Below are 13,262 nucleotides of genomic sequence, written 5' to 3' on the forward strand. Positions count from 1 at the left end.
CGTTGAACTGCCTCGCTGTCTGGGCGTGCTCAACTCACTTATTGCTTAAATTTAGGTGTCTATCTCGGCCGTGCGCCATTCTCGACCGCTGAAGGTGTCTTGGGTGGTGGTCGCGTCAATAAGGGTGGCAATTCTCGCACCCACGGTATCGGCGCTAAATGCCTGACCAGTGTCTAACTGTGCCTGCAGGTAGTCAGCATGCGGTAATTTCATCGCCCGAGCGGTGCGAATGTGCCGGCGAAGCCCCGGTGTATCCACCACGCCTGGCTGCATTAGCGCGATCTCGGCAGGCTGCGACGCCAATTCTTCACGAAGCTGTTCGAACAGGCGTCGCATAGCCATCTTGCTGACGCCATAGCTACCGGTACCGGGTTGAACGTGCCTATCAATACCCGCACCGACCAATACAATCCGGCAGGGCGCAGGCAGCGGTGTCATACAAGGCAGCAGCGTATTAATGAGGGCGAGGGGGGCGACGGCGTTGAGCTGAAGGGCGTCGCTCAGGTCATCGGGGTGCCAGTCGGCAATGCTTGCGGCGGGCATGCCAGTGCCCGCGCAGTGAATAATCGCGCCCACCGGTGACGTCCCCAGGGCGGTTGTTAGCCGGGTCATTACATCGTGACGCTGGTGCGGGTCGCTAAGGTCTCCCGGCAGGGCGTGAAAGTTGCCCCGCGGGTAGTGCTGTTGCAAGGTTTCTAGGCATGCCAGCAGCGGCGCTTCACGACGCGCCAGCAAATACAGGGTGTGGCCGCGATACGCTAACTGTTGTGCCAGTGCCCAACCGATACCGCTGCTCGCGCCGGTGATAACGGAAGTACTGTGTGGCAAGGGGAGTTCGGCGCGCATAATCGTCTCGTAATGATAATGTCTGGATCTATAGGCTGTTAATGACCAGCGATACTATTTGAGCCTCACACAAAGCGTGCTAACACGTAGGCATTAATGCCGATATGGATAAGCCCGATGACGACGGAAAGGCCATGCAGTGTCTTGAACCGGCTTTTCTGGCCTTCATCCGTTGCGCGGTTAATGGCTGGCATCAGCCCTTGGCGGGTGGGAATGACCGTCAGCGCAATCGCTGCCATCAGCAGTGAAGAAACGCGGTCAAGCGGCCACAGTAGCAAGGCTGCCACCGCAGCCACCACCAGAACAAATAGATAAAAATGAGGGAAGGCGCGCCGGATTGAGGCGCGGGCTACATCGCTGGGCAATGTCGATAGCAAAAAGGCCGCAAAGCCGAACGAATAGAGCACCATGCCCCCGAACAGCAACGCAGCAAACCACTGGGCCAAAACAGTCAGCATTGGCATTTCCTCTTGATGTGAACAGTATGGGCAACGGCAAATAGGCTATGCGCTGTATAAGTAATGTATAAAAAATTCCGGGCGCAGTCTATCAGCCGTTTAAACGATCACAACAGCGTCGAGAATCTACCCAAGCGACGTTTGCTCCATCAGCAGTTGGCGCCAGCGGGGCTCTGGTATCGGGCGGCTATAGTGATACCCCTGGCCTTTGCTGCATCCAAGCTGCCGGACTATCGCTATCTGACTCGTCAATTCCAGCCCTTCGGCGACGACGTCAGCGCCAATCGCTTCAGCAATGACGATCACTGCCTTGACGATGGCCTGGGGGTAAGGGTTGTCGTCCAATTGACTGATAAAGCTTTTGTCGATTTTGATTTCGTCAAAAAAGTAGTCCTTTAAATGCCCCAGTGACGAATAGCCTGTGCCGAAGTCATCCAGCGACAGGCGAACGCCCATCGTGCCCAAGGCTTCCAGGTCATGCTGCAACGCTTGGCAGTGTTGCTCGAAGACACTCTCCGTGATTTCCAGCGTCAGCAATTCCGGGGCGATGTCGTAGTCGGACAGCGCCTTGTGCACGCTGTTTGGCACGGAGCCGAGCTGGAATTGGATCAACGACAGGTTGATAGATACCGGGGTGACGGGGATGCCAGCGTCATGCCAGGCCCTTAAATCGCGGCAAGCCTGACGTATCACCCAGTCCCCAATTGGGCCAATCAGCTGGCTTTGTTCCGCCAGTGGAATGAACTGATCGGGTGGAATAAAGCCTGCCTGGGGATGATGCCAGCGCAGCAGGGCTTCTGTTGAGACAATACGGCCGCTCGCCAGGTCAACTTGGGGTTGGTAGTAAAGCGCCAGCTGGTCAGCTGCAATGGCGTGGCGCAGCTTCATGGTGATGTCCACGTTCCTGCGGGTTTGCTGCTCGAGGGTTTTGGTATATTGGGTCCAGGTTAACGTCGGATTATGCTGACTTATATGCATGGCCAATGTGGCGTCGTTCATCAGCTTGCGGGCATCGCCTGCAGTGAGCCGGATGCGTGTATAGCCGAAGGAGGCCTCGACATGGAAGGCGAATCCTCTGATTTCAAACGGCACATCAAAGACAGCTGCCATACACTCGCGCAATTGACGCCGCGTGCGCTGGCTTTCGTGTGTCGCCAGCACGGTGAACTCGCCGCCGCCGGTACGCGCAATCAAGCCATTTTCACCGATCTCCGCCGTCAAGCGCCGGGCGACCTCTTGCAGCACCTCATCCCCGACGTCGTGCCCCTGGGTATTATTGATTTCCCTAAGCGCTTTGATGTCGATCACCACCACTGGGCTGGCCGGATGTAGCATCTTCTGTCTGAGCTGCTCGTCCAGGTGCCTGGCGAAGCCTTCCAAGGATAGGAGGCCGGTCAGTCGGTCCTTATAAGCGGCATGTTCAATGTCCTTCTCAGCGCGTTTCAGCTGGGTGATTTCTTGAGAGGCGCCAATCCACTCGACGAGCTGGTGATCGTCATCGAGCACCGGTGTGATGCGGTCCATAAACCATCGAGGAGAAGAGCATTGGGCCGGCAATTGATAAATCACCTCAAATGACGTCATGTTCCTGAGGGCTGCGTCCCAGCCGTCGCGAAAGGCCTCCGCTGCTTCCGGCGTCAACGCGCTGCGAATCGTCATTATATCTTGCGGGCCGCTTGCAGATGACAGACCGGCTATTTCCAGCCATTGCTCGGGTACTTCTATGAGCTCACCGCTTGCGTCCATCAGCCAGATATAGCCGGCCTGCGTTTGAATCAGGCTTCTGAAGCGCCGCTTTTGTTGGGCCAAAGCGTTGCGCATTATTTGCAGACTGGGCTGATCGCGACGATCTCTCTGAAGGTAGCGGCAGTTGCGGCCTAATATTTCCGCGCTGGGATACCCTGTCATGCGTTCAATATCACCCAGGTGCTTACCAGCAAACACAATTACCGTCGACTGTGCTACCTGATAGGGAGTGCTCAGTGCTTCAACCGCGATGAAAGCAGCGGTGCTCAGCGACGTCTTGGGTGGCGGCAGTTCCGACCGGGGAATGCCGTCAGCCAGTGTCGCCTGGACACTGGCGAGGCTCATAAGCAGCTGCGCGGCGTTGGGGTCGCCGATAAGATGGCTTGGCGTATTTTCGCCCTTGACAATGACCGCCGCACAAACCGCAGCGCAGACCGTTTCGAGCGCCTCTAAGAGATCAGTGAAGAGGTCATTGTAGTCTGGCGGGTGTAACATTATTAAAATACCTTTGGGGAGTGGCGTTGCCGAGGGTTCTGCCGCTTGATTATTGGGCAACGGTGGGATGACACCCGTTTGAGCTATGGGAAGGACGCCAACAGACCTCGCTTTTTTGAAGACGTCTGCTCATCGAGAACCCTATTTCTGCCATCCTCCTTGGCTTCATAGAGCAGTCGGTCAGATCGCCTGAGTAAGTCTTCGACGGAGATTATCGCTTCTGCCATTTCCAGAACGCCACCGCTGACGGAGACCAAAAAGGGGGTATTGTCTTCCGTCAAAAACTCACTTTGATTGACCGCCTGACGGAGGTTTTCCGCCACCTGAACGGCTTCTTCCTCAAGGGTGTCGGGCAACAGGACGAGAAACTCCTCGCCGCCCATACGACCGACAATGTCGGTGACCCGTAAGCGGTGCTTCATCAACTCGCTGATTTTGGTCAGCACTCGGTCGCCCACCAAATGGCCGTGAGAATCATTGATTTGCTTAAAATGATCGATATCAAAGCTGATCAGCGAAAAAGGCGTCTGATATCGCTGATAAAGCGCCATGGCGTCGTTGAGCGCCTGCGTCAGGTAGCGCCGGTTAAACAGCCCCGTCAACTCGTCGGTAATAGACAGATAGGCCAGTTTGTTTTCCAATTGTTTTTGGTCATCAATATTGGTCAGCATGCCGTGCCAAACGAGTTTGTCGAGCGGATCTCGGATAGGGCGTGCCACTGCCCGGAACCACTGTTCTGAGCCATCTACACACATACGGAATTGACAGGCCCCTTCCGACAAGGACGTGTAACAACTTTGTGCAGCAGCTTGGACCGCTGCCGAATCAAGCGGATGAATGGCATCGAAGAATACGCAGGCGTTTGCCTCAATGGCTTTACAATCAAGGCCAAAATAGTTGTAAGACCGTTCACTGACATAAGTGAAGCGCAAAGCAACTGGAGAGACCATTTCAAACGAGAAGAGTATGCCCGGCACAGAGGCGGCAAGGTGGGCAAGGTGCTGTCGGGATTCCTGCTCAACGGAAACATCGATGTGGGTGCCCATCATCCAATCGGTGGGTGTTCCATCGGGTCTTCTCACCAGCATGCCGCGGTCCTGAATCCAGCACCAACTGCCGTCTTTGCGACGAACTCGGCATAGACACTCATAAAAGGGGATTTGGTTATCCAAATGCTGGCTGATCAGCGTGTAGGAGTGCTTCAAGTCGTCGGGATGGCACAAGCGGTTCCAGGTCTCGATGGAGAGCGGTTGAATTTCTTCCAGTGTGAAGCCGAGCATGGTGGCCCAGCGTTCATTGAAAATCACTTCCCCAGTTTTGATATTCCATTCCCAGGTGCCAGCTCTTGTGCCATCTATAATGGCCTGCAAACGCAATTCGGGTGAAAGATTCATGGTGAATCTCCCTGCCTAAAACACACTGGTAATATCATTGGCTGACTGGCACCTGTTTTATGTCAATTAAAATCAAATGGCTTCATCAATCCTGCTTGTGTCTCGTCGCTCTGCAATTGATCAGGCTGCCCGATGAGATACACGTCGCCTTTAGGCCCACTACACTGGCAGCAAAATAACGGCGTATCCTGTCTATTCATCATGTCGGCATTAGGCCGAACTCCAGCCGTTGGTCACTCTAGCACACCGCGTAGAAAAGGCATTTCCGGTGTTTTCAACTTTTTTCGCTATGTGGGGTGGCCGTCTATATTTATTCCTCATCGACAACCTGGGAGCTTATGTATGTCTCGCGCTATCGAAATCCCCGCCGCTGATGGCACCATCGACGCACATGTCTTCACGCCAGAAAACACAGGCAGCCCCCTTCCAGCCGTGGTGCTGTTCACCGACATCGGCGGTCTGCGCCCCTGCTATCACGAGAAAGCCCAGACAATCGCGGACAACGGCTATGCCGTGTTGATGCCCAACGTCTACTACCGCAATGCGAGCGGACCCGTAGTGCCGGAAGGTAAGTCCTTCCGTGACCCGGACGTGCGACCAACGCTGGTCGAGTATGCCGACCAGCTCACGCCTGAGGCACAATCCCGTGACTTCGTCGCCCTATTGGGGTGCATTGATAACGAGGCCGAGTTCGCGAGCGGTCATTTGGGCGTGGTCGGCTATTGCATGACCGGGGCCTTCGCGCTACGCATGGCCGCCGAACACCCCGACCGCGTTGCGGCGGCAGCAGGTTTCCACTCGGCCCGGCTGGCGGTGGCAGGCGACCCAAACAGTCTTGTGCACGTGGTTGGCTCAATCAAGGGGCGTGTCTATTTCGGCCACGCTGATAAGGATGAATTGCTGCCTCCTGAGCAGGTCGCCCGTATGGACGAGGCGCTCGCCGCCGCCGGGGTGCACTTCACCACCGAGCTCTATAAAGGCGCCGCCCACGGTTTTACGGCCAAGGATGCCCCGTCCTTTGATGCGACCGCTGATAAACGGCACCACAAGCGGCTGGCCCTGCTCTTGGAAGAAACGCTGTAGCGGGATGGCAAAAAGCAAAAGCATTGCTGGCAAAAAGAAGGGCGCGCCTACCAACATCAGGGGGAATGTTCCTGATACCGATAGACGCGCCCGTCGTGAAACGTATTACGTTAATGGATTGACGTTTTAGACGTAGAAATCCAGGTCTTCCTGGGTTTTGAGCAGATCGCGCATTTTGATCGGATCGTCGCCAAAGAAGAAGACCAAGCCCCAATGCGTCCCGAAGGCCGACCGGTCAGGCACGGTTTCTTCTGTCGGTGCGACCAGTTCGTGTGACTCGAAGTAAGGATGATCAACGCACTCTTTAGGCATTTCCAGTTTGCTGACGACGCGACGGCGTGGGTACACACCGAAGCAGCCTGCATAACCCTTCGCATCGACCACTTCGCGGGGGAAGAAAGCAGCCACTTCCTCTTTGGTGCTTTTCGGATCGAACACCAACATTGAAGCCTGATAGGCACTGAATCCGTAGGCTCTCTCGATCAGCTCGAACGCTTTGAAGCCCGGTGGGCGGTAAGCAACTTCGCCAAAGTACATCTCACCGTCAGCGGTGACGAAGTACTCGGGGTGAATCAGGCCGAATTGAATGTCAAAGGTTTTGATCAACAATTCAATCTGCTTGGTGATCGCGTTGCGCCAGCTTTCGAGCTCCTCGGTAGCGGGTACGAAGACCGAATAGCCCAACGTCACGTATTCCGAAATGTTCAGGAACTGGATTTTGCCATCGTGAATCCAGGCCTCAACGGCAAATTCCCAGCCATCCAGATGGCTTTCCATCAGCAGCGGATATTCTTCGTCTGGAATGTGCTCAATTTCTTCCAACGTACGGATCATGCGGTGGCCGAGGCAACCGGCTTTATCGAATGCTTTGACGTGAATCGGGTCATCGGGGTCACCGTCTAGCTTGAGCAGCGTCTGGTTGACGCGCTTCATAAAGCGGACGATATCCTCTTTTTCGTGGGCTTCTTCAAAGATACCTACGCGAATACCGCCAAGTTGCGCACGGCGCTTCATCAGGGCCTTGTCGCGGAACAGAATCGATTGCCCGTACATACGGGGGCTGTCGAGGAGGACAGAGTTGATGGCGCCGGACCACTCAACGGTTTCCTCAAACAGCGGGATGGCGACATCGACGCCTTCTTCTTTCAGCCTTACGGCGATTTCCATGGACCGATCATTCAAGCGGATAAAATCCCACGAGATAAACGGTATGTTATTGGCGGTGCAGAAATCCTCGGCCCATTCTGGTGCAACAACGACGTAGCGGCGGTCAAACTTCTGCGCTGCCTTGATCGCATTGACGCTCCAGCCAAGTAGGGCGATATAACCCTTATTGGGATCCTTCGGGGTTTCGGTGCCTTTCACCGAGTCCATTTCCGGGTCACGCCAGGCCGCTACCTCTTGGGGTAATTGCTTTTCTGATGTTGTCGACATTCGGTATTCTCCTTGTCCGGTTAACCCAGATTGATTGCGCCGCTATTGAGACGCTCCATAGGAACTGAGCAGCAATCAATGTTGTTCAGAGGCGATTGAGCAGGCCGGCACTTAAGGCGTTTGATAGTTGCCGCCACGATACCAAGCTAGTCGAGTTCGTTACAATTGGCAAATAGTATGTAAGTGGCTGTAACTTTATGGGAAATCTCTCGCTGCGGGGAGAGGTGCCGGTAGCTGTTGGGCTGGTCATTGACCCTGCACCGCCTGTGTAGATGCGTGTCGCGCTTTCTTAGCAGTAAAGGATTGAAGGGTGGAGCAATTCCGTTCGTTGAAGCCCACCGTTGATAATTTCCATTGATAGCTACCAGGATAGTTTCCATGGCTTACCAACCTGCTTTCGGGGTGGTGACTTGAATTGCTCAACCCTTATACAACTCTTAGGCTAGCACAGGGGGCAGTACTTGGCTCAGTCTTGAAAGTATGAGATTTCAACGCTCGGGATAATAAAACAGCCCCCGCACGCTCCTTTCGGCACCATTAGCGCTATGCTGGTCGCGCACTGTCACCCCGCGCGCGATGCTTTCATGGCTCGTTGGCAACGTGAATTTAAACGCTATCAACGTACGCCTGAAACTCAACAACCCCGAAACTCAACAGCAAGGGACGGCAACAATGTCATCACGGCTCCGTAACCAAGAGGTCTGGTTTGGGCTACTGCTCGGCGCGCTAGGCGGTCTTTATGTATGGAGCATGGCGGCCAGCGGCTTGGCCGAATTGCCCCATATTCTGGCGGCGCTGACCGTTTTAATTCCGCTGACCATGTTTGGGGTAGTGCTGCGAAGCGCCTGGCCTTCGACGGTGGCGCTCGTCATCCTGTTTATCATTGATATGTCGTTGAGCTAGGCGAGGCATCGTGTGGACTCAACCCGCTCAGACAAGCATTGACGGCTTGAAGAGCGACGCACGGTCGATGGATTGGCCCGATAGCATGAATGCCCCCATGCCTTGGTAGTGCAGCGATTCTTCCTCATCGGCCGAGGGAGCGACGTGGGCTTTAACGACCTCAAAAATAAACAGGTTGTAGCGTTCAATCATGGCGTCATCGTGCAAGCGGCACTCGAAAGACGCATAGCACTCCTCTATCCGAGGCGCATCGATCTTGTCTGATTTGCCTGGGTTCAGCTCAAACGCCTTGAACTTGTCGACCTCGCTCCCAGAGCAGTTGCCGATACCCACCACCGTATCGACAAGCGACGCCGCGGGAATATTGATCACGCATTCACCGCTGTGGCGAACCAGCGCGTGGGAGTGATTGCCTGCCGCAATCACACAGCCGATAAGCGAGGGGGAAAACGCCATCACCGTGTGCCAACCCAGGGTCATGATGTTGGTGTGTTGCTGCCATTGCGACGACACCAGCACAATCGGACCAGGCTCAAGGAAGTGCCTGACGTTCGAGACAGGAAAATCTTGCTTTGCCGTTGCTTGTGGCATAATAACCTCCAATTAGCTGAGTAAAGATATCTTGCCAAGAACGTTACCAAACGGTTGTCTATTTAACGGTGATGTTGTTCTCCACCGTCTTCACCTGGTCATGGTCTTGGGTGATCGCTTCGGCCCGGTCGCGCTGCTGCGTTGTTTCAACGAAACCACTGAGGATAGCGTTATCGCCCTCCAGGTCCACGTCGATGGCTGAGCCCGCCAGGTCGGGTGCTTCGAGAAGCCGGGCTTTGATCTGAACCGCTTGGCTAGAATCCTGCTGCTCAAGCCTAGCGGATTGATTGACCGGGGCGTCGGCGCAGCCCACCAGCAGCGCGGTGAGGAGCAATCCCCCGATTGTCAGTGAGCCGTACCCGCGGCGTAGTTGGCACATTATTTAATCTCCCCCCTCTTGTATAGCGTCGCGAGAACGGCTGATCAACCCTTGGCAATAGTCCACATCGGCGCCGATGCCCACATCGATCAGCGGCAAAAGAGCCGTGAGTGGGCCGGCGAGGGCGGCAAGCCCTGCGCTTGCTCCAGCGCGCCTTATCAGTTCTTCGCGATGCACGCCCGTTTCGATGTTATCGAAGGTGCCTCCCAAGTGAAGCGGAGAGCGCCCGATAAACACGCTGGGGTCTTTGGGATGGGCGATGATGCTGATATCCAGGCGCTCCGTGTTCAGGTCCACCTGACCGCCCAGCGTGAACGTTGTGTCGGTGGTATCCATTACAGCAGTATCCAGCTGGGTTACGCCGTCGCGCACTTGCAGGTCGGCGTAGCTGCAATCAATCGGGATGGGGTCACGGTCACGTAGCCAGCTGAGGAAGGTCTGACCAGCATCAAGCCCGGCGATCTCCACCAGCAAAGCGTCGAGTTGTCCGCCGGCCATTAGCATCACCACGCCGCCATCGGCGGAGGCCAGAAGCTCTGCAACCGACGCGCCTTCAATCCAGAGTTTGCCGCGCCCGCCAAAGGTGCCGACGCTCTCGTCCGCTATCGCCCAATGGCGTAAGGCATCGTTAAGATCTACTCCCTGGACTTCCACCTGTATCGTGCCGTTAGGAGGTTGGGTGCTTGCATCCAGGTCGAGTGTAAGATCGACATTGCCTTCACCCACACCGAAACCCACAGGCTCGAACCGACCGCGCCCCTCCTCAAGGTCAAAGTCGATGGTGACGTTGGTCAATGGAATCAGGCCCGCACTCACAGACTCACCCCGGTAGCTTACTTCCGCTGATACTTGTTGCCATGCATCGGTGATGATAGCTGTATCGGGCAGCACGAAGCGGTCGTTGGCTTCGATCTCCTCTGGTGTCGCCCCGGCGAGAAAACCCAGGTCTTGGATATCCAAATGTGCAGAGCTAAGTTCTCCGGTTAATCGCGGTGGGTTGACGTTTGTGTCGAGGGCTAGATCGCCATTGAGATCGCTGTCGCCAATGACCCCCGCGATATCGGTCAAGGTCCAACGTTGGTCTTGCAGGTTTAAATCGCCGGATACCGAATAGGGAGGGAGCTCCGGCAGCGCGAAGCCTAGTAGGCGGCTCAGGCGCTGTGGGTTCGGCCCTTCAAGGGCGAGTTGAAGATCCAGCCCTTCCAGGGCGAGCGGACGCAGTAGCGACCCTTGTAGCCTCAAGTGTGTTTCGACGACATTGGCTTCGCCATCCACCGCATAGGGACGCTCTGGATCGCGGGCATTGAGGAGCGGGTCGCCTCGCAGGCTGAGTGAGGCAGGCATGCCGTCGTAGCGGCCTTCGCCGCGCATTTGAAACGTCTGCGCTCCTGCGGCGGACCCTTGGGTTTCAAAGTTTAGGGTCAGTTCGGTGCCGTCTTCGGGGTCACTGAAGCGCAGCTCTGACGGTTCGAACATCAGCTGGCCGATGAACGGCAACAAAAAATCATTGCGTCTATCGCTGGGTAGCGTTTCACGCATTGCCATGCGCAGCTCTCCGGATAGTCGGCCAAGCCGGTCTTCGAGGGGAGTGAAGGTGTCGCCCAGGCTGGTAAGGGCAATGTCATCTAGTTCGACATCCAAGCGTCCGGCGGCCGGTGACTGCGCCGCGTCCAATGCAAGGCTAGCGGTCAGTGACCCTTCACCCAGGCGAAACTGTAGGGGTTGTGCTTCTAGTCTGCCTTCTTCCAGTTCGGCGTTGAGTACCAGCCCACCTAGCTCGAGCCCATTGGGCAATACCAGCGTAGTGGCGTTGAGGGCCAGTTGCCCATCGAAGCTGCGCAACGGCGCCAATAATGAGTCATCTTGAGCGTCATCGGCTGACTCGTTGGACGTCGCCGAGATTAGCTCGGTCATGTCGATACGACCTGCTTCAATCTCGAGGTTCACCACCGTGCGTTCGCTATTAATAACCTCAAGGTTACCGCTAACATTGGTCGAGCCTATCTCACCGTCAACCTCTGTGGCGTTCCACTGCGCGTGGTCACGGCGCAAGGTTCCTGCGAGTCGAAAGTCGGGCAGCGGGGGTAACACCGGGCCAATCCAGTTTTCCAATGCCTGGCCGCTGTCCGCCGCCAGTACCATATCCGCTTCCAGCGTTTGCGGTGCCAGGATTGAGGCCAGCGTGGTATCCGCTTGAACGAACAAGCTGTTGGAAGTGGCTTCGGCTTCAAAGGGGTAATCGGGCTTCAGAGCGCCATTGTCTAGATCCACTAGGCTGGCTAGCGGCGCTCCGCTGGCTTGCAATACTAAAGGCTTGTCGCCAAAGGTGCCTTCCGCATTGAGCAACAGCCTCGGCGGTTGCTCCTCGGCGGTGGTCTCAAGCGACACCGCTAGCTCTGTGCCTGCCTCGTCGTTGCGGTAAACAATGTCCGCATTAGCGATACGCAGGTGGTTAAGCAGGGTATCAGGCGCAAAGGTTGAGCGTTGTTCGATGGGCTCAAGCTCAAGAGTGAGTTCGCCGTCCAGGATGTCGCCGTGGGGCAACGTACCTACGAGTCGCGTTATATCCAGGCCTTTTAGCGTCATCTGAGCGTCTGCCTCTACGGTCTCCGGGCTGCTGGTCAGGCTTGCGCTTGCCTCAATGTTGCCGTCAGCGGCATCGAACGTTAAGGCATCAAGCGCAACGGTGTGCCCGGCAAGCTGAACGTGAGTTTGAACGTTCTGCAGCAGCGCCTGCTCCAGCAGCAAACGGTCTATGGATAAACCAATGCTACCGTTTAAGGCGGGTAACACGGGCACAGATAGCCCTGTCTCTTGCTCGTTCTCCGGCAGGACGGCGCGTAAAGCGGCAACGTCAAGTTGTGAAGCGTGCAGTTGGCCGTTTAGCGACGGTGCTTCGCCAGTAGTCTCCATCACGAGCTCGCCGGACAGGTGGCTCTCGGCCGCTTCGACATCAATGTGGCGGATTCGCCATTCACTGCCTTCGCGTTCAAGCCGTGCCGCTGCCTCAAGACTAGCCAGCGTGAGCTGAGGTAAATCCAGCCATTGCGACCATTCGCCAAGGTTGTGCAGGCTCAATTCGACATCGGCTGTTAGTTGCCGCAAAGCCGGCGCTTGGGGAATCTCAAACGTGCCGGACAGGTGACTCTCGCCAGCACTAAGAGAAATATCGCCACCGAATGTCTGTTCGGCATTGAGAAAAGCGGCAATGGGGTCAGTGTATGCCTCTAGCTCAACGCGCCGTGGTTGTTGAGAAGGTTGTTGGGAAGGAGGTTGAGATGATGGCTTGGATGACGGTTGCTGAAATGGTGGCGACTGAAGCGTCAGCGTCGCTTGGGTATGCAATTCCTCGTCATCTGTTTGCATGTGAAGAGACGAAACGGACGCCTCTAGTGGGGTATCGGAATCTGCTCCCCAGTAGCGCACCGTTGAGTCGGAAACTGAAATAGAGGGGATATCGAAAGGCGCGTCGGCACCTTGCCCTGTTGGCGCTTGTGGTGTGGCTTGTTGGTCATCAAACGTCCAGTTTGGGGGGCCATCAGTGCGTTGCTCCAGGTTTAATGTCAAGCCGGAAAACGTGAGCTCTTTCAGCTTCAGTTCCCCTTGCAGAAGATCGCTCAGCGAGGGTGTGATAGTGGCCTGCTCTGCCTCCAGTAAGTGGTTAGAGGCAGCCCATTCAGGGTTGCCTAATGCCACCTTATTAAGAGCAAGCTGCGGGCGAGGAAACAGGCTGACCTCCACATCGCCATGGATAGCCGCCGAACGCCCCGTTGACTGCTCAATACGCTCAGTGATCACAGGCTTTAAAAAATCCCAGGCGATTAACTCTATGATAAGAATAATAAGCGCCACTGCAACGAGCGGTACAAGGCCCCACGCTAGGCGTTTTGAAGCGACATTTGTCATTGTGTTAGCTCCCCGCATAGACATTTA

At 55.9% G+C, this 13,262-nt stretch carries 10 protein-coding genes; 2 read left to right on the forward strand and 8 right to left on the reverse strand.

Annotation, left to right across the window (positions count from 1 at the left end; genetic code table 11):
- Positions 1–51: 51 nt before the first annotated feature.
- The 4 genes from HVA01_RS00440 to HVA01_RS00455 form a co-directional block, all read right to left on the reverse strand.
- A complete protein-coding gene (locus HVA01_RS00440) occupies positions 52–846 on the reverse strand; it encodes an SDR family NAD(P)-dependent oxidoreductase (protein WP_146872505.1) in 795 nt (264 codons plus the stop codon).
- 65 nt (positions 847–911) lie between these two features.
- Entirely contained in the window at positions 912–1,304 is a 393-nt protein-coding gene (locus HVA01_RS00445; RefSeq protein ID WP_146872506.1) for a DUF4149 domain-containing protein, read from the reverse strand.
- Between the two features lie 126 nt (positions 1,305–1,430).
- Positions 1,431–3,545 (reverse strand): putative bifunctional diguanylate cyclase/phosphodiesterase, encoded by a 2,115-nt coding sequence (locus tag HVA01_RS00450; RefSeq protein ID WP_146872507.1) that lies wholly within the window; start codon positions 3,543–3,545, stop codon positions 1,431–1,433.
- An 83-nt stretch (positions 3,546–3,628) separates the two neighbouring features.
- Complete coding sequence (locus tag HVA01_RS00455) at positions 3,629–4,939, reverse strand: GGDEF domain-containing protein (protein WP_146872508.1); 1,311 nt, start codon at positions 4,937–4,939, stop codon at positions 3,629–3,631.
- Between the two features lie 342 nt (positions 4,940–5,281).
- Between HVA01_RS00455 and HVA01_RS00460 the strand changes: the two genes are divergently transcribed.
- A complete protein-coding gene (locus tag HVA01_RS00460; RefSeq protein WP_146872509.1) occupies positions 5,282–6,022 on the forward strand; it encodes a dienelactone hydrolase family protein in 741 nt (246 codons plus the stop codon).
- A gap of 126 nt (positions 6,023–6,148) precedes the next feature.
- Here HVA01_RS00460 and HVA01_RS00465 read toward each other — a convergent pair whose 3' ends face one another.
- The gene (locus HVA01_RS00465; RefSeq protein ID WP_146872510.1) at positions 6,149–7,456 is read right to left on the reverse strand and encodes an ATP-grasp domain-containing protein; all 1,308 of its coding nucleotides are present in this window, start codon (positions 7,454–7,456) and stop codon (positions 6,149–6,151) included.
- Positions 7,457–8,128: 672 nt separating this feature from the next.
- Between HVA01_RS00465 and HVA01_RS00470 the strand changes: the two genes are divergently transcribed.
- On the forward strand, positions 8,129–8,359 hold the full coding sequence (locus HVA01_RS00470; protein ID WP_146872511.1) for a hypothetical protein: 231 nt from the start codon (positions 8,129–8,131) through the stop codon (positions 8,357–8,359).
- A 27-nt stretch (positions 8,360–8,386) separates the two neighbouring features.
- Here HVA01_RS00470 and HVA01_RS00475 read toward each other — a convergent pair whose 3' ends face one another.
- The 3 genes from HVA01_RS00475 to HVA01_RS00485 are packed head-to-tail and all read right to left on the reverse strand — an operon-like array spanning position 8,387 to position 13,235.
- A complete protein-coding gene (locus HVA01_RS00475) occupies positions 8,387–8,950 on the reverse strand; it encodes a flavin reductase family protein (RefSeq protein ID WP_146872512.1) in 564 nt (187 codons plus the stop codon).
- 58 nt (positions 8,951–9,008) lie between these two features.
- Positions 9,009–9,329, reverse strand: coding sequence for a BON domain-containing protein (locus tag HVA01_RS00480; RefSeq protein ID WP_146872513.1), 321 nt, complete (start codon positions 9,327–9,329; stop codon positions 9,009–9,011).
- 3 nt (positions 9,330–9,332) lie between these two features.
- A complete protein-coding gene (locus HVA01_RS00485) occupies positions 9,333–13,235 on the reverse strand; it encodes an AsmA family protein (RefSeq protein WP_170243441.1) in 3,903 nt (1,300 codons plus the stop codon).
- Positions 13,236–13,262 lie beyond the last annotated feature (27 nt).

It is taken from the genome of Halovibrio variabilis (assembly GCF_007991175.1).
In the GTDB taxonomy this organism is placed as follows: Bacteria; Pseudomonadota; Gammaproteobacteria; order Pseudomonadales; family Halomonadaceae; genus Vreelandella; species Vreelandella variabilis.

Excerpts from the sequence above, each read along its gene's own strand:
- HVA01_RS00440 (WP_146872505.1), bottom strand. The coding sequence starts at position 846 with ATGCGCGCCGAACTCCCCTTGCCACACAGTACTTCCGTTATCACCGGC.
- HVA01_RS00445 (WP_146872506.1), bottom strand. The coding sequence starts at position 1,304 with ATGCTGACTGTTTTGGCCCAGTGGTTTGCTGCGTTGCTGTTCGGGGGC.
- HVA01_RS00450 (WP_146872507.1), bottom strand. The coding sequence starts at position 3,545 with ATGTTACACCCGCCAGACTACAATGACCTCTTCACTGATCTCTTAGAG.
- HVA01_RS00455 (WP_146872508.1), bottom strand. The coding sequence starts at position 4,939 with ATGAATCTTTCACCCGAATTGCGTTTGCAGGCCATTATAGATGGCACA.
- HVA01_RS00460 (WP_146872509.1), top strand. The coding sequence starts at position 5,282 with ATGTCTCGCGCTATCGAAATCCCCGCCGCTGATGGCACCATCGACGCA.
- HVA01_RS00465 (WP_146872510.1), bottom strand. The coding sequence starts at position 7,456 with ATGTCGACAACATCAGAAAAGCAATTACCCCAAGAGGTAGCGGCCTGG.
- HVA01_RS00470 (WP_146872511.1), top strand. The coding sequence starts at position 8,129 with ATGTCATCACGGCTCCGTAACCAAGAGGTCTGGTTTGGGCTACTGCTC.
- HVA01_RS00475 (WP_146872512.1), bottom strand. The coding sequence starts at position 8,950 with ATGCCACAAGCAACGGCAAAGCAAGATTTTCCTGTCTCGAACGTCAGG.
- HVA01_RS00480 (WP_146872513.1), bottom strand. The coding sequence starts at position 9,329 with ATGTGCCAACTACGCCGCGGGTACGGCTCACTGACAATCGGGGGATTG.
- HVA01_RS00485 (WP_170243441.1), bottom strand. The coding sequence starts at position 13,235 with ATGACAAATGTCGCTTCAAAACGCCTAGCGTGGGGCCTTGTACCGCTC.